General features: G+C 71.4%; 15 protein-coding genes. 6 read left to right on the top strand and 9 right to left on the bottom strand.

Annotated features, from left to right (window positions below):
* Positions 1-13: 13 nt before the first annotated feature.
* The 5 genes from G495_RS0107180 to G495_RS18105 form a co-directional block, all read right to left on the bottom strand.
* On the bottom strand, positions 14-523 hold the full coding sequence (locus tag G495_RS0107180) for an SRPBCC family protein (protein WP_028587252.1): 510 nt from the start codon (positions 521-523) through the stop codon (positions 14-16).
* A gap of 270 nt (positions 524-793) precedes the next feature.
* A complete protein-coding gene (locus G495_RS0107175; protein ID WP_028587251.1) occupies positions 794-2,437 on the bottom strand; it encodes a glutamate synthase-related protein in 1,644 nt (547 codons plus the stop codon).
* Between the two features lie 254 nt (positions 2,438-2,691).
* Positions 2,692-3,378, bottom strand: a complete 687-nt coding sequence (locus tag G495_RS18110; protein WP_035251305.1) for an SPOR domain-containing protein — start codon at positions 3,376-3,378, stop codon at positions 2,692-2,694.
* An 18-nt stretch (positions 3,379-3,396) separates the two neighbouring features.
* Complete coding sequence (argS, locus tag G495_RS0107165) at positions 3,397-5,052, bottom strand: arginine--tRNA ligase (RefSeq protein WP_028587250.1); 1,656 nt, start codon at positions 5,050-5,052, stop codon at positions 3,397-3,399.
* 45 nt (positions 5,053-5,097) lie between these two features.
* Positions 5,098-6,051, bottom strand: a complete 954-nt coding sequence (locus G495_RS18105) for an ACP S-malonyltransferase (RefSeq protein WP_035251303.1) — start codon at positions 6,049-6,051, stop codon at positions 5,098-5,100.
* 162 nt (positions 6,052-6,213) lie between these two features.
* On the opposite strand from G495_RS18105, the gene G495_RS0107155 reads away from it, so the two are divergent.
* Entirely contained in the window at positions 6,214-6,861 is a 648-nt protein-coding gene (locus tag G495_RS0107155) for a 16S rRNA (guanine(527)-N(7))-methyltransferase RsmG (protein ID WP_245588387.1), read from the top strand.
* On the opposite strand, the gene G495_RS0107150 is transcribed toward G495_RS0107155, so the two are convergent.
* Together G495_RS0107150 and G495_RS0107145 are read right to left on the bottom strand one after the other, a co-directional pair.
* Positions 6,822-7,046 carry a hypothetical protein gene (locus G495_RS0107150; RefSeq protein WP_035251301.1) on the bottom strand — a complete coding sequence of 75 codons (225 nt, stop codon included), beginning with the start codon at positions 7,044-7,046 and terminating at the stop codon, positions 6,822-6,824. The two genes, G495_RS0107155 and G495_RS0107150, sit on opposite strands and share 40 nt — an antisense overlap.
* A gap of 33 nt (positions 7,047-7,079) precedes the next feature.
* Positions 7,080-7,550 (bottom strand): 23S rRNA (pseudouridine(1915)-N(3))-methyltransferase RlmH, encoded by a 471-nt coding sequence (locus G495_RS0107145; RefSeq protein WP_028587247.1) that lies wholly within the window; start codon positions 7,548-7,550, stop codon positions 7,080-7,082.
* A 139-nt stretch (positions 7,551-7,689) separates the two neighbouring features.
* Here G495_RS0107145 and G495_RS18100 point away from each other — a divergent pair, with 139 nt between their 5' ends.
* From G495_RS18100 to G495_RS0107120, 5 genes are all read left to right on the top strand, one after another.
* A complete protein-coding gene (locus G495_RS18100) occupies positions 7,690-8,295 on the top strand; it encodes a DUF4390 domain-containing protein (protein ID WP_051445162.1) in 606 nt (201 codons plus the stop codon).
* Between the two features lie 10 nt (positions 8,296-8,305).
* A complete protein-coding gene (locus tag G495_RS0107135) occupies positions 8,306-10,507 on the top strand; it encodes a sensor histidine kinase NtrY-like (protein ID WP_028587246.1) in 2,202 nt (733 codons plus the stop codon).
* Between the two features lie 159 nt (positions 10,508-10,666).
* Positions 10,667-11,638, top strand: coding sequence for a TIGR01777 family oxidoreductase (locus G495_RS0107130; protein WP_028587245.1), 972 nt, complete (start codon positions 10,667-10,669; stop codon positions 11,636-11,638).
* Positions 11,635-13,005, top strand: coding sequence for an HD domain-containing phosphohydrolase (locus G495_RS0107125; protein ID WP_028587244.1), 1,371 nt, complete (start codon positions 11,635-11,637; stop codon positions 13,003-13,005). Before G495_RS0107130 ends, G495_RS0107125 begins: the two co-directional genes overlap by 4 nt.
* Positions 13,006-13,095: 90 nt before the next feature.
* Positions 13,096-14,481: a sigma-54-dependent transcriptional regulator gene (locus G495_RS0107120; RefSeq protein ID WP_028587243.1), complete on the top strand. Its 1,386-nt coding sequence runs from the start codon at positions 13,096-13,098 to the stop codon at positions 14,479-14,481.
* 173 nt (positions 14,482-14,654) lie between these two features.
* On the opposite strand, the gene G495_RS0107115 is transcribed toward G495_RS0107120, so the two are convergent.
* Positions 14,655-15,404 carry a purine nucleoside phosphorylase YfiH/LACC1 family protein gene (locus tag G495_RS0107115; RefSeq protein ID WP_028587242.1) on the bottom strand — a complete coding sequence of 250 codons (750 nt, stop codon included), beginning with the start codon at positions 15,402-15,404 and terminating at the stop codon, positions 14,655-14,657.
* Positions 15,383-16,006 carry a 5-formyltetrahydrofolate cyclo-ligase gene (locus G495_RS0107110; protein WP_028587241.1) on the bottom strand — a complete coding sequence of 208 codons (624 nt, stop codon included), beginning with the start codon at positions 16,004-16,006 and terminating at the stop codon, positions 15,383-15,385. Before G495_RS0107110 ends, G495_RS0107115 begins: the two co-directional genes overlap by 22 nt.
* Positions 16,007-16,100 lie beyond the last annotated feature (94 nt).

Genomic DNA, 16,100 nt, shown 5'->3' with positions numbered 1-16,100 from the left:
CTCCCCGGCGGGTTCAGGCCGTGCCCGTGCCCCGGAGCATGGTTCCGGTGCGCAGGTAGTGGTCGAGCATGGCCTCCAGCTCCGCCGTTTCCCGGTGGTATTCCGCTTCGACGCCGTCCGCAAGATGGTCGCGCCCGGCGTCGGTGGTGGCGGTCAGCCGGTTGTGCCACAGGACCGTGGCACCCCCGGCGCCGTCAGGGGCCAGGGTGATGGTCAGGTGCGTGACCAGGCCCAGGGCGGCGAAGCGCACGTACTCGATGGCCCGGGGCGGCTCGAAGCGCACGCAGGTCCAGGTTTCCGTGCCGACGCCCGGGAAGGCGGTGCGGAACACGCAGCCCGGCCCGGCGGCGCCAAGGGGCGCGTGCAGCACCTCGCAGCGCCAGTCGGGAATCCAGTCGTACTCGCGCACCGGGCACAGCAGGGGAAAGACCCTGTCGGGCGGCGCGCACAGGCGCATGACGTGCGCCACATCGCAGTGCGGGGCCAGGAGCGCGCCGGGCGCAGGGCTGGAATCGACGGTCATGATGTCCTCCTCGGTTTGGGGTTGAGGGGGCAGCATGAACCGTGAGGCAACAGACGGGTCAAGGGCCGGAGGAAAAAGTCCGCGCGCTTCCGGCGGGCGTGATCAGAGGGCGCCCGCCGGGTTTGTCGGCCTGGGGCTCCTGCAGCGACGGGGGGCGGGCTCGAAGGTCCGCCCCGAGCGGAGCGGCGAAAAAAGGCCGGACCCTTGCGGGCCCGGCCTTTTCATTTGGCGGGCGGGGCGTCAGGTGCCCCCCCACCCCTGGTGTCTGCCTTAGCCCAGCAGGATGCGCCGTGCGGTTTCGTCGCCCACTTCGGTGATGAAGGGGATGCCCGTTTCGCGCTCGGTTTCGCGGTTGGCGGAGGTGATGTCCTCGCGGCGGATGTCGGCCACGTCGAACTTGCGCGCCCCGGCCAGCAGCTGCTGGAGCCCGGCGGAGAGCTTGTCCATGAGCGTGACGATGGCCACGGCGCCGTAGGGCACGTTGCGCATTTCGTCCTTGCCCAGGCGCGAGGAGAGCTGGTGCCACGCGGCGAAGATCTCCTCGGGGGTGCGGCCATGCTCCACCACCGTGGCGGGCAGGGCGTCCCAGTTGCCGTTGATGGCCTCGCGGCGCTCGGGGTGCAGGGCGCCTTCGATGTTGGTGCCCAGGAACCCGGGAATCATCATCGCCCGGCCCATGCAGATCATCTTCACGAAGGGCGCGCCCAAAGCCAGGGCCTTGAAGATATTGCTTTCCTTGGCGAAGCCGCCCGCGAAGCTCATGTCCACCACGCGCTGGCCGCGCGCGGCCAGCAGGGCGGCGTACTCGTAGGCCTTGGCGTGCAGCAGCACGCTGGGCACGCCCCAGGTCTCCATCATGTTCCAGGGGCTCATGCCCGTGCCGCCGCCCGAGCCGTCCATGGTCAGCAGGTCGAGCCCGGCCTCGCTGGCGAAGCGGATGGCCATGGCCAGGCCTTCCATGCCGTAGGAGCCGGTCTTGAGGGTGATGCGCGCAAAGCCCAGGCTGCGCAGGTATTTCACTGAGGTCATGAACTCGTCGCGGACCTTCTCGTAGCTGTCCTGGGCGGTGTAGCCCAGGCGGCTGTGCCGCGCGAAGGAGCGCACGGCGCCGGACGCGAAGGCCTCGCGCACGCCGGGGTTCTCGGGGTCGGGGTCCACGAGGTAGCCGCGCTTTTTCAGGAACAGGGCGTAGTCCAGGCTGGTGACTTCGATCTCACCGCCGATGTTCTTGGCACCCTGGCCCCACTTCAGCTCGATGATGATGCGGTCGCCGTACTTCTCGGCCAGGTATTCGGCCACGCCGTTGCGCGTGTCCTCGACGTTGAGCTGGACGATGATGGCGCCCATGCCGTCGTGGTAGCGCAGGTAGGTCTGGATGCGCCGCTCCAGCTCGGGGGCGCTCTGGATGCGCCCGCTCGACAGCTCGGAGGCGCGGTCCACGCCGACCACGTTTTCGCCGACCACGATGGGCACGCCCGCCAGGGCGCAGCCCACGGCGAAGGAGTTCCAGTACTTGGCGGCGATGAAGGTCGAGCCCAGGGCGCCGGTCATGAAGGGCAGGCGGCAGTTGGTCTTGACCTGGTTGCCGAAGGAGGTGGCCAGGTTCACGTCGGTGAACAGGCAGTCGCCGGAGCGGGCCTTGTCCTCGTTGCCGTTCATGCCGCGCGCGCCGTAGCAGGCGCCCTGGATGCGCAGGGCGTTGTAGGACACGCCCACGTGGCAGGTGTTGCCGCTGCCGGCGGTGACCAGGCCGAAGTCGCGGGGGTAGAGGGTTTCCCGGCCCTTGAGGCTGGCCAGCCAGGTTTCGCACTTGCCCTTGCAGTCGGCCCGGCACAGGGTACACAGGCCGGATTCGATGGCGTTGCCGCGGTTGGTCGTGCCAAGCACGTCGTTCTGCTTCGACCAGTGGTTCATGCGGGGGTCCCCTTTGTGGATAAAAGATTGTTTACAGAAACGAAGAAGAGGTAGGCCAAAGCCTACGAATTTGCAAGTTCCAGAAAGGGGCCGGACGGCGGGGCGCGCGGGGCGGGGGTGAGAAAGAGTGGTCCGGCGGGTGGAGCGGAGCGGGCAGAAGCCGCGCGGGGCGGGGCGGGCCCAAGGGCCGCCGGGGTTGGCGGCGCCCCGTCCGCCCGGGCGGGGCGGCCCTCCGGGCCCGCCCGCCCCGTTCGCTACAGCGGCGTCTTGGTTCTGATGATTGGCTTCTGGACCCCGGCAGCGGCCAGTTTGGCCTTCAGGGCCTCGGTCTGCTCGGGGGTGCCCTGGAAGTGGACCAGGATGCGGTGCCACGTCGTGCCCTGGGCCTGGGCGGACTCCACGCTGGTGGTCAGGCCCTGGCCCTGGAGGCGCGCGGCGAACTTGCGGGCCACCTCGGCATCGCGCAGGGCGCCCACCTGGTAGACATAGGCGAAGCGCTGGCCGGAGGCCTGGGCCGCCGGGGCGGCGGCTGGCGCGGTGGCCGCTGCTGGCGCCGGGGCCTGGGGCGCGGCAGCCGGGGGCTGGGCTCCCGGGGCGGCTGCGGCCCGGGGCTTGACCGGGGCGGCCTCGCCGGGCTTGCGGTGCAGGTCGTCGTAGAATTCCAGCTCTTCGGCGCGCAGCACCTCGGGCGGGGCCGGAGCCGGGGCCGGGGCGGTGGCGTTTGCCTCGGGGCGCGGCATGATGCGCGCCAGCTCGGGCACGGCCTCTTCGGGCTTGTAGCCCCGGCCCACCAGCACCCCCAGCACGAAGGCCCAGGCCAGGGCCGCAACGGAGACGACCACCGTCGTCACCAGCCCGCCCGCCGTGAGGTTGAAGGGCAGGCGGCGGGGCTGCCCGTCCCCGTCGTCCCTGGTTTTGCGCCTGGTGTTGTCCTTGGCCATGATGCCTTCCTGTGTGGGTTACATGGACCGGGGCGCGGACACGCCCAGCAGGCCGAGCCCGCCGGAAAGCACCTGGGCCACGGCGCCGAGCAGCAGAAGCCGGGCGCGCTCCACCTCGGGCGCCTCGCCCAGGATGCGCGTGGAATGGTAGTAGCTGTGCAGGGCCCCGGCCAGGGTCATCAGGTAGTGGCTGACGTGGTGCGGGGCGAGATTGGCCGCCGCCGCCGCCACCGTGTCGGGGAACTGCTCCACGAGCTTGGCCAGGCGCAGGTCCTCGGCGGCGGCGAGCGGCGCCAGGGCCGCTGCCGAGGGCTCGCCCGCGTCCACGCCACGCTCGGCGGCCTTGCGCAGGATGGAGTGGATGCGCGCGTGGGCGTACTGCACGTAGTACACGGGGTTGTCCATGGACTGCTGCTTGACCAGCTCCAGGTCGAAGTCCAGGGGGCTGTCGCTCTTGCGCGACAGGAACATGAAGCGCGCCGCGTCGGCGCCCACCTCGCGGACCACGTCGGCCAGGGTCTCGAACTCTCCGGCGCGGGTGGACATGGCCACCTGCTCCCCGCCGCGCAAGAGGTTCACCAGCTGCACCAGGATGACCTGGAGGTCGTCGGCCCCCCGGCCCAGGGCCTGCACGGCGGCCTTCATGCGCGGCACGTAGCCGTGGTGGTCGGCGCCCCAGATGTCCACCACCATGTCGAAGCCGCGCTCGTACTTGTCGTCGTGGTAGGCGATGTCCGAGGCGAAATAGGTCAGCAGGCCGTCGGACTTGCGCAGCACGCGGTCCTTGTCGTCGGCGTACTGCGTGGAGCGGAACCAGAAGGCGCCGTCCTGGTCGTAGGCCAGCCCGCGCGCGCGCATGCGCTCGAAGGCGCGGTCCACGGCGCCGCGCTCAAGCAGGCTGCGCTCGGAGAACCACACCTGGTGCTCCACGCCGAAGTCTTCCAGATCCTTGCGGATGCCCGCCAGGATGTCGGCCATGGCCTTCTCGCGGCAGGCGTCCACGGCCTGGTCCTCGCTGGCGGCCTCGAAGAAGGGGCGGCCCTTTTCTTCCAGCAGCTCGCGGGCGATGTCGATGATGTAGTCGCCGCGGTAGTAGTCGCCGGGCTCGGGCACCTCGCGGCCCAGCAGGGCCTGCATGCGGTACCACACGCTCTGGCCGAGGATGAGCATCTGCCGCCCGGCGTCGTTGATGTAGTATTCGGTCTGGGTGTCGTAGCCCGCCGCGCGCAGCACGCGCGCCAGGCTGTCGCCCACGGCGGCGCCGCGCCCGTGGCCGATGTGCAGCGGCCCGGTGGGGTTGGCCGACACGTATTCCACCTGCACGCGGCGGCCCTGGCCCGTGTCGGTGCGGCCGTAGGCGGCCTCGGCGGCCAGGGCCTGGGCCACGGTGGCCTGCCAGAAGGCCGGGGTGAAGGTCACGTTCAGAAAGCCGGGCCCGGCGATGTCCACCCGGGCGATGTCCGTCGAGCGGGCGGCGATGGCGTCCGCCAGGGCCTGGGCCAGCTCGCGCGGGGGGCGCCCGGCCTGCTTGGCCAGGACCATGGCCACGTTGGTGGCCAGGTCGCCGTGGCGTTCGTCCTTGGGCGGCTCGATGGTCAGCTTGTCGGGCAGGGCCAGGCCCATGTCCGTGACGCAGGCAAGAAGCAGCGAGTGCAGGGTATCGTGTGCGCGCATTGTCTGTGGTGTCTCTTTCGCCGCGCGGGCGGCGCGGGGTGCTGGTTAGTCCTGCCCGGCGGGCAGCTCGTCCACGGCGGCCATGGTGTCCAGGCTGTGGCCCGTCCAGTCGGCGGGCAGGCCGTCCAGGTTCTGGCCGAGCATCTTGGTCAAAACGCCCTTGGGCCCGGGCTCGTAGAAGGTGCGCGCGCCCATGGCGTACTGGTTGCGGTTGATCTCGATCCAGCGCACCGGCGAGGTCATCTGGCGGGCCATGGCCGCGGCGATGGCCCCGGGGTCGGCCTGGGCGTCGGCGGTGACGTTGAGGAACACCGGGGCCTTGGGGCGGCGCCAGTCGGCCCTGGCCAGGCGCTTTTCCAGCTCGGCGGCGGCCTCGGCGATGAGCGGGCTGTGGAAGGCGCCGGACACGGGCAGGGGGATGGCCCGGCCCTTGCGCTCCTTGGCCAGGGCGGCGGCGGCCTCCAGGGCGGCCTTGTGCCCCGAGAGCACGAACTGGCCCGGGGTGTTGTAGTTGGCCACCAGCAGTTCGCGCCCTGTGGCCTCGCGGGCCTGGGCGGCGATGGCCTCGGCGTCGTCCTGGCCGAGCTTGAGCAGGGCGGTCATGCCCTGGTCCGGCCCGCCTGCCTCGGCCATGAGCGCCCCGCGCAGGGAGACCAGCTCCAGGGCCTCCTCCACGGACAGCGCCCCGGCGGCGGCCAGGGCCGGATACTCGCCCAGGCTGTGCCCGCCGAAGCAGTGGGCCTGCGCGCGCTCTGCGGCGTGCATCCACAGGGTCAGGGCGGCCACGGTCAGCGCCGGTTGCAGGGCGCGGGTGTCGGCCATGTCGTGGTCGTCGCCGCCCCAGTAGATTTCGCGCAGGGGCTGGCGGCTGACGTTCTCGGCCAGGGTCCAGTAGTACATGTAGCGGTCGTCGGCCTCGGCCAGGTCGCGGCCCATGTCCTTGACCTGCGAGCCCTGGCCGGGAAAATTCACGGCCACCAGCGGGGTGGTTGCATTCATGGTCGTTCCTCCAGTATCAGGACCGGGACGGCGCCCGCCCGGTGCCGCTTTGGCGTGTGCCCGGCGGGGTAGCCCGGCGGGGGCGGCCCTGTCAAGAATTCCCGGGAGGCCCGGGGTTCCCGGGGCCGCCGGTCCGCCCACTTATAAAGGAGAATGACGGGAATGCCCAGCCCTGGCGAAGTCGCCTCCCTGGCCCGGGAACTGGGCCGCGAGCTGGCCGCGCCCCAGGCCGGGGCCCTGGCGGCCTACCTCGCGGCGCTCATGAAGTGGAAGGACGCCGTGAACCTCGTCAGCGCGCGCGACTGGCAGGACGCCCTGGCCAACCTGGTGGCCGACTCCTGGCATCTGGCGGATTTCCTGGCCACCCTGGGCCTGCCCGAGGCGCCGCGCAGCCTGGACCTGGGCGCGGGCGCCGGGCTGCCGGGGCTGCCGCTGCGCGCGTTCTGGCCCCCGGGGCGCTACCTGCTGGTGGAGCCGCGCCACAAGCGCGTGGCCTTCATGCGCACGGCCCTGGCGCGCATGGGCCTGGAGCGCACCGAGGTCCGCGCCTGCCGCGCCCAGGACCTGCCCGGGGCGGACCTGCCTGCGGACCTGGTGCTCAGCCGGGCCTTCATGCCGTGGCGCGAGCTTGTGGCCTTCGTGCGGCCCATGCTCGCCCCGGGCGGGCTGTGCGTGGTCATGGCCAACCAGGACGCCCCGGACGCGGCGGACCTGCCCCCGGGCTGGGCCCTGCGCGGGCGGGCGGCCTATGCCTCGGGCGCCGGGCAGCGCTATTTCTGGGCGCTGTCGCCCGAGAGCATGTCCATGTAGCCGTCCTTGAAGATCAGCCGCGTGGCCTGGGCGTCGGCCAGTTCGCCCAGGTCCATGAGCCGTTCCAGGAATTCCAGGATCTCCAGGCGCCGGGTCTCGTCGCCGTTGTCGAACTCGAAAGCCATGTCGCCCGAGGTCATGAAGGCCTCGATTTTTTCCAGGTAGGCCAGGTCGGTCAGTGCCATGTGCGGTGTTCCTCGGGCCGCGCGGGGCGCGGGTCAGGCGTGGTGGTAGGGCAGGCCCCGGGCGATGGCCAGGGCGCGGTAGACCTGCTCGAGCAGGATCACCCGGGCCAGCTCGTGGGGGAAGGTCATGGGCGACAGGGACAGGCGCTCGCGGCAGGCCGCCAGCACCTCGGGCGCCAGCCCGAAGGCCCCGCCGACAATGAAGCACGGCGCGCTGGCCGGGTCGTCGGTCCAGGCCGTGAGCCGTTTGGCCAGGGCGGCGGAGGTCATGGTCCGCCCGCCCTCGTCCAGGGCCACGGCGTGGTCCTGTGGGCCGAGTTTTTCCAGGATCTTCGCGCCTTCCCAGGCTTTCTTGGCCTCGGGGGTCAGCTGCGCCGGGGCGTCTTTGATGACGATTTCCTCGCAGGGCGTCAGGGGCTGGATGCGCCCCAGGTAGAGCCCGGCGGCGTCCTGCCACCAGCCCCTGCGCAGTTTGCCGACCCAGATGAAACGGATGCGCCGCACGCTGCCTCCCGGCCCGGATGTGCGCCCGCAGGTTGCCAAGGCGCGGGCCTTGGTTTACTTGTCAGGAAACGCCCGCCAGCGCAACCCGGCCTCCCAGGCCCCCGGCGGCGCAGGAGAAAGACAAGGCATCGGAACCACGTTGCTCCGTTACGCGGCCCACTCCCCCCTTTCGGCATGGCGCGCCCTGGCGCGCCTGTTCTTCGCGCTTGCGCTGGCCGTGGCCGCCCTGGGTTGCCCCGTTGCCCGGGCCGCCGACGGCGCCCTGGATCTGGGCAACCTGACCCTGGACAACCACGCCGGGGACATCACCGTGCGCTTTGGCGTCAGCCTGCCCGACATCGAGGGCCTGGAGCAGGAACTTGCCGCCGGAACCACCGTGGGCCTCAAATGCCAGGCCACGATCTACCGCCGCAAGAGCCTGTGGGCCGACACCAACGTGGCCGAAGCCACCCTGGTCAGCCCGCTGCGCAAGGACGCCCTGGCCAACGACTACATCCTCGAGATCCCCGGCGATCCCCGCCCCCTGCGCGACAAGAACCTCGCGGCCCTGCTGGACAAGGGCTGGGGCCGCCTGGCCATGGACCTGGGCCCCTGGGAAAGCCTGCTGCCCGGCCACCAGTACCGGTTGCGCCTGGAAATCTCCATGGGCCGCCTGGAAGTGCCGGTCTGGATGCGCTATGTGGTCTTCTTCATGTCGTTTGATCTCTACAAGCCGGTGAGCTACCAGCTCGAATTCAACTACTAGGGCGGGCGCAGTGGCTTCCACCGACTCCATAAAGGTCAGCGTGGGCACGGCCCGGGAACGCAAGCGCCGCCAGCGCGAGATCATGCTGGCCCTGGCGCTGCTGGTCGTGGTCATCGTGCTCACCGGGGTGGAGCTCAAGTACTTCGGCGAGATCAGCTCCCTGGTCTTCCTGGCCCTGTTCAACATCAACGTCATCTTGTTGTGCGTGGTCCTGTTCGTGGTCATGCGCAACGTGGTCAAGCTGGTGCTGGAGCGCCGCCGCAAGGTGCTCGGCTCCAAGCTGCGCACGCGCCTGGTCATTTCCTTCCTGGCCCTGTCCATCGTGCCCACGGTGCTCATGTTCGGCCTGGGCGCCCTGTTCGTGCAGACTTCGGTGGACTTCTGGTTCAAGACCCAGGTGGAGGAATCGCTGGACCAGGCCCTGGAGGTCGGCCAGGCCTTCTACGCCTCGTCCCAGGAGCGCCTGGAGCGCCGCGCCGGGCACCTGAGCCAGAGCATCCGCGACGGGCACATGGCCTGGGGTAGCAAGGCCATGGGCGCCTACCTGGCCGAGAAGCGCACGGAATACGACCTGGGGCTGGTGGGCGTGCTGGGGCCCGACCGCCGCGAGCGCGACTGGCACGCCGGGGGCCCGTGGGCCACGGTCTGGCCCGAAATCAAGCAGCGCGTGGACTGGGACGGCCTGCGCGAGCGCCCGGAATTCTGGTCCACCATCCGCCCCGGCCCGGGGGCGGACATGGTCATCGGCGTGCTGCCCGTGAACGACGGGGCCAGCGGCTACCTCGTGCTGGGCGAGACCATCGGCCACGGGCTGCTCTACAAGCTGGACCACATCGTACGCGGGGTCAGCGAATACAAGCAGATACGCACCATGAAGCACCAGTGGAAGCTGGCGCTGTACGTGCTTTTGGCCGTGGTCACCCTGCTCATCGTCATGGGCGCCATCTGGTTCGGCATGCGCCTGGCCAAGGAGCTTTCGGCCCCGGTGCAGGCCCTGGCCGAGGGCACCCAGCGCGTGGCCCGGGGCGACCTTTCCGTGCGCCTGGAGGACCAGTCCAGCGACGAGCTGGGCTTCCTGGTCCAGAGCTTCAACCAGATGGCCCGCGACCTGCAACAGAGCCGCGCCGGGCTGACCGAGGCCAACCTGCGCCTGAACCAGCAGAACCGCGAGCTGGAGCAGTGGGGCCGCTACATCGAAGCCCTTTTGGACAACATCACCGCCGGGGTCATCTCCCTGGACAGCGACGGGCGCATCAGCACCGTGAACAAGGCCGCCGAGGACATGCTCGGCCTGGACGGCAAGGCCATGCACGGGCGCAGGCCCCTGGAGCTGTTGCACGGCGAATACCTGGGCATGCTGCGCGAGATCTTCGAGCAGTTCATGGAAAGCCCGGGCTCGCAGTGGCAGCGCCAGATCGAGCTGACCCTGGGCAGCCGCGACCTCAAGCTGCTGGTCAACTGCGTGACCCTGCGCACCAGCGAGGGCAAGGACGCCGGGCTGGTGGCCGTGTTCGAGGATATCACCGAGCTGGAGAAGATGCAGCGCGTGGCCGCCTGGCGCGAGGTCGCCCGGCGCATCGCCCACGAGATCAAGAACCCGCTCACGCCCATCAAGCTCTCGGCCCAGCGCATCGAGCGCAAGTTCGGCCCCGAGATCGACGACCCGGTGTTCACGCAGTGCACGGGGCTCATCGTGCGCCAGGTGGAGCATCTGCAACAGATGGTCACCGAGTTCTCGGCCTTCGCCAAGCTGCCCGAGGCCAAGCTGCGCCCGGGCCAGCTGGCCCCGCTGCTCGAAGAGGTGGTCAGCACCTTCCAGAACAGCCACAGCGACATCGGCTGGTCCCTGCGCTGCCCCGAGGGACTGCCGCCCATCAAGATGGACCCCCAGGGCCTGCGCCGCGTGTTCCTGAACATCCTGACCAACGCCGCCGAGGCCCTGGCCGGGCAGCCCGGCGGGCAGGTGGACGCCGTGGTCACCCACGACGGCGTTTCCGGCTGGGTGCGCGTGGAGTTCCGCGACAACGGCCCGGGCCTGACCCAGGAGGAGCGCTCCCGGCTCTTCGAGCCCTACTTCTCGCGCAAGCGCGGGGGCACCGGCCTGGGGCTGACCATCGTGCGTTCCATCGTCAGCGACCACCACGGCTACGTGCGCGCCGTGCCCAACTCGCCCCGGGGCTCGGTGCTGGTGGTGGAGCTGCCCACGGCCTGAGCCCACGGGGCGCCCGGCGTCCGTGCGGGCAAATTTCCTTTCCGCGCGTGTCTTTTTCCTCTTTCGCCTTTCCTTGTCTGGCGTCTTTTTGTATGCTTGCCGATACTGGTGAACCCTTGGGCGCCCCGGGCGCCCCGGGCCGCCGGACGGAGGACTTCGATGCGCGTGGTGGTCACGGGCGGAACGGGTTTCATAGGCCGGACGCTGGTCGGCGCGCTTGTGGCGCGGGGCGACGCCGTGGGCGTGCCCACGCGCGATCCCGCGCGGGCCCGGGCCCTGCTGGGCCCCGCCGTGGCCGCCGTGGCCTGGAACGGGCGCGACCCCGAGCCCCTGGCGCGGCTGCTGGCCGGGCCCAGGCCGTGCGCAGTGGTCAACCTTGCGGGCGAGCCCATCGCGGCGGGCCGCTGGACCTTCGCGCGCAAGGCGCGCATCCTGGAGAGCCGCGTGCTGGCGGGCCGGGCTGTGGCCGAGGCCGCGAGCATGGCCGAGGCGCCGCCCGCCGTGGTCGTCCAGGGCTCCGCCGTGGGCTACTACGGCCCCCGGGCCTCGCGCAGCGGCGACGTGCTCGGCGAGAGCCGCCCCTGCGGGCCGGGGTTCCTGGCCGAGGTCTGCCGCCAGTGGGAGGCGTCCAGCGAGGCGGTGGAAGGCCTGGGCACGCGCCGCGTGGTCATCCGCACCGGGCTGGTGCTGGGCCCGGGCGGCGGCATGCTGGCCCGGATGCTTCCGGCCTTTCGCCTGTTTTTGGGCGGCCCCCTGGGCGGCGGCGGCCAGTGGCTGCCCTGGGTCCACCTGGCCGACGTGGTGGGCGCCGTGCTCTGGCTGCTCGACGACGCCAGCGCCAGTGGGCCCTACAATCTGTGCGCTCCGAAGGCCGCGACCATGGCCGGGTTCTGCCGGGAACTCGGCAAGGCCATGGGCCGCCCCTCGTGGCTGGCGGTGCCCTCGCCGGTGCTGGCCCTGCTGCTGGGGGCCGAAATGGCCCGTGAAACCGTCCTGGCCAGCCAGCGCGCCGCCCCCCTGCGCCTGGACGCCGGAGGCTACCACTTCGTGCTGCCCGACCTCGGGCAGGCACTGGCCGCCTGCCTGGACGGGCGGCCCGAACCACCGGGCGGAAGGACCAGCCCCCAGTGACCCCCAAGCCCACCATTCTCGTGGTTGAGGACGAGACCATCGTGGCCATGGACATCCGCCACCGGCTGACCAACCTCGGGTATTCCGTGGCCGACGTGGTGCCCACGGGCGAGGGCGCCGTGGAGGCCGCCCGGCGCCTGCGCCCCGACGTGGTGCTCATGGACATCATGCTCGCCGGGGCCATGGACGGCGTGCAGGCCGCCGGAGCCATCGCCCAGAGCTGCGACATCCCGGTGATTTTCGTCACGGCCTACGCCGACGAGGAAACCCTGCAACGCGCCAAGGCCACCCAGCCCTTCGGCTACGTCATCAAGCCCTTCGACGACCGCGAGGTGCACACGGCCATCGAAATGGCCCACTACAAGCATTCCAACGAGCAGCGCCGCCGCAAGGAGCGCAAGTGGCTGGAGACGACCCTGGACAGCGTGGGCGAGGGCATCGTGGCCACCGACGCCCGGGGCCAGGTGAACTACCTGAACGCCGTGGCCGGGCGGGTGCTCGGGCTGGGGCTGGACGAGGCCCGGCACCGGCCCCTGGCCCGGGTGCTGCCCTTGCGCGAGGAGGGCGGCCAGCCTGTGGACCTTTTGCCCCGCGTCCTGGAAGGCGGCTGCCCGCTGCATGCCGAGGGCCTGGTGCTGCGCGCCCCGGCCGGGGAGCTGCCCGTGGACATGACCGCCTGCCTGGTGGCGGACGAGGGCGGCGAGGCCCAGGGCGTGGTCATGGCCTTCCGCGACATCTCCGGGCGCAGGGAGACCATGGCCCGCCTGCGCAGCACCGTGGACCGCCTGCGCCAGACCGTGGAGGCCACGGTGCAGGCCCTGGTGCTGACCTCGGAGAAGCGCGACCCCTACACCGCCGGACACCAGCAGCGCGTGGCGCGCCTGGCCGTGGCCATCGCCGCGCGCCTGGGGCTGGCCGACGAGCGCCTGGAGGGCGTGCGCGTGGCCGGGCTGCTGCACGACTTGGGCAAGATCTACATCCCCGCCGAAATCCTCTCCAAGCCCGCGCGGCTTACGGCCATGGAGTTCGGGCTCATGCAGACCCACCCCGGGGTGGGCTACGAGATCCTGAGCGGGGTGCCCTTCCCCTGGCCCATTGCGGACTTCGTGGTCCAGCACCACGAGCGCCTGGACGGCACGGGCTACCCCAATGGGCTGGCGGGCGAGGCCGTGTGCCTGGAGGCGCGCGTGCTGGCCGTGGCCGACGTGGTGGAGGCCATGAGCTCCCATCGGCCCTACCGCGCGGCCCTGGGCCTGGAACTGGCCCTGGACGAGGTGCGCAAGGGCCGGGGCACGCGCTACGACGAGGCCGTGGTGGACGCCTGCCTGGAGCTGTTCGCCGCCGGGGAGTTCTCTTTCGAGGGCTAGCCCCGGCCTTGCCCTGCCCGGGTTTTTGCGGGTATGCACAGGAGGCCGGGCCGTGGGGGTCCGGCCAACCGCCAGCCAGGGGAGGGCAGGGTGCCGGCCAGGATTCTCGTAGTTGACGACGAACAGGACATCCGCTTCTCGCTGCGCGGCATCCTCGAGGACGAGGGCCACGAGGTCCACGAGGCCGAAAGCGGCGAGGCGGCCCTGCGGCTGGTGGACGAGCGTGCGCCCGACCTGGTGCTGCTCGACATCTGGCTCACGGGCATCGACGGGCTGGAGGTGCTGGACACCCTGCGCTCGCGGCTGCCCGACCTGCCGGTGATCATGATCTCCGGCCACGGCAACATCGAGACCGCCGTGGCGGCCATCAAGAAGGGCGCCTTCGACTTCATCGAGAAGCCCCTGTCCCTGGAAAAAGTCATCCTGTGCGTGAACAAGGCGCTGGAATTCAACACCATCCAGCGCGAGAACCAGGAGCTGCGCCTGCGCCTGGGCTCGGAGCAGATCCGCACCCTCACCGGGCGCTCGGCGGCGGTGGCCTCCCTGCGCCAGCACATCGCCCAGGTGGCGCCCACCGAGGCCTGGGTGCTCATCACCGGCGAGAACGGCACGGGCAAGGAGATCGTGGCCCGCATGATCCACGCCCAGTCGCGGCGCGGGGCGCGGCCCATGGTCGCCGTGAACTGCGCGGCCATCCCCGAGGAACTCATCGAGAGCGAGCTGTTCGGCCACGAGAAGGGCGCCTTCACCGGGGCCGAGGCCTCGCGGCAGGGCAAGTTCGAGCTGGCCGACGGGGGCACGCTGTTCCTGGACGAGATCGGCGACATGAGCCTGAAAACTCAGGCCAAGATCCTGCGCATCCTCCAGGAGCAGAAGTTCGAGCACGTGGGCGGGCGCAGGACCATCACCGTGGACGTGCGCGTCATCGCCGCCACCAACAAGGACCTGATGGAGGAAATCCGCGAGGGGCGCTTCCGCGAGGATTTGTACTACCGGCTCAAGGTCTTCCCGCTGGTGGTGCCGCCGCTGCGCGAGCGCGGCGAGGACATCCCCCTGCTCATCCGGGATTTCCTGGACCGCCTGACGCGCACCCAGGGCTTCCGCGAGCTGGCCTTCACCGACGACGCGCTGCGCGTGCTGTGCGCCTACCCCTGGCCGGGCAATGTGCGCGAGCTCAAGAATTTCGTGGAGCGCATGCTCATCCTGCACTCCGGGGCCGAGGTCGGCCCCGAGGACCTGCCCGCCGAAATCCTCGCCGCGCGCCCGGCCCCGGCCCCCGGCGCCCCGCCGCACGACCTGCCCATCCCCTCCGGCGCCGTGGACTTCAAGGCCGCGCGCCAGGAGTTCGAAGCCGAATTCCTGCGCCGCAAGCTCGAAGAGTTCGAAGGCAGCGTCAGCCGCCTCGCCGAATCCATCGGCCTGGAACGCACCTACCTCTACCGCAAACTCAAGGCCTACGGCATCCAGACGGGGTGAGGAGGTTGGCGGCGGGACGGGGAACGGGTGGTCGATCCCCAGCGGCAGAGTTCCTTGCTGTTCCTTTGCGGGCAGGGCAGTCCGTGGCCCCCTGTGGGGCCACGGGTATTTTGGGAGAGGCGCGGGACGGCGCAGGCCAGCCATGCGCCCGCGCGGGCGCCGCCGCCCGGCGGCTACTTCCGTATCCAGATCACGCTGGCCTGTCGGCCGCAGGTGCGCTCGCGGCGGTAGGAGAAGAACAGCTCGGGCGTGGCGTGGGTGCACAGGTCCAGGCCGTGGATGCGCTCGGGCAGCAGCCCGGCGGCCAGGAGCTGGTCGCGCGTCAGGCGCCAGAGGTCCACGGTGCGCGTGGCGGGGTCGTGGTAGGGCGCGAAGGCCGGGCCGAACTCGGCCTCGAAGTTGGTGAATTCGCTGGCCGCCGGGCCCAGGCTCGGGCCGCGCACGGCCAGCAGCTCGGCGGGCGCCAGGCCGTATTCCCGGCACAGGGCGCGCACTCCGCGTTGGGGGAACTCCGCCGCGTTGCCCCGCCAGCCCACATGCAGCGCCGCCACCACGCCCCCGCTCTCGTGGGCCAGCAGGATGGGCTGGCAGTCGGCGGTCTTGATGACCAGGGCCCGGCCCGGCTCGGCGGTGGCCAGCCCGTCGGCCTCGAAGGTGCCGGGAGCGTCGATGTCGCCGGGGTCGGGGTCGAAGAGCATCTGCGTGCCGTGGACCTGGCGCAGCTCCTGCCACGAGCCGAAGCCCAGGGCGCCCTGCATGGCCCGGCGCCACGCGCGCACGGCCCCGGGGTCGTCGCCCACGTCCAGGGAGATGTTGCCGCCGCCGTAGGGCCCGCAGGCGCCTGCGGCCCGCGCCCCGAAGGCGCAGCCCACGCGGTCCAGCCCGGGAAAGGCGAAGGGAATCAGTCGCGGTTTCGGGTCCACAGGGTCTGCTCCTCGGTGATGATCACGTCCACGGGCACGTCCCACGGCTCGGCAGGCAGCTCGGCCACGAGCTGGAAGCCGAAGCACGGCGCCGCCAGCAGCGGCCCCGGGCGCCCCAGCCCCGCCAGAAAACGGTCGTAGAACCCGCCCCCGAAGCCCAGGCGCTGGCCGCGCCGGTCGAAGGCCACCCCCGGCACCAGCACCAGGTCGGGCCGGGGGGCGTCCAGGGCCGGGCAGGCGTGCGGGTCGGGCTCGGCGATGCCAAAGGCCCCCGGGCACAGGTCGGCCAGGCCCGTGGCGCAGGCCACGTCCATGGCTCCGGGCTCCCCGGGGCGGCAGCGCGGCAACAGCACCCGCGCCCCGCGCGCCCACAGCTCCTCAACCAGCGCGGCCACGTCCACCTCGCCCTGCACGGGCATGTAGGCCAGCACCTCGCGCGCCGTGGCCCAGGCGGGCAGCGCCCGCACCCGCGCCAGCACCCGCGCCGAGCGCGCGGCGGCCTCGGCCCGGGGCAGGGCCCGGCGCTGGGCCAGCAGGGCCGCGCGCAGGGCGCTGCGGGCTGGTCCGGGGCCGCCGGGGGCCGTGTGTCGGGGGGTTTCCATCGCGGGCTTTTGGGCTAGGGTTGTGCGTCGCGGCCCGGGGCCGCTGCGGGCGCCCTTGGGTTGTACCCGCTTCCGGGCCGAGGGAAAAGAGGGG

This window comes from Desulfocurvus vexinensis DSM 17965 (assembly GCF_000519125.1).
In the GTDB taxonomy this organism is placed as follows: Bacteria; Desulfobacterota; Desulfovibrionia; order Desulfovibrionales; family Desulfovibrionaceae; genus Desulfocurvus; species Desulfocurvus vexinensis.
The sequence above is the reverse complement of the archived record's forward strand: the minus strand, read 5'-3'. Positions and strand labels throughout refer to the sequence as shown.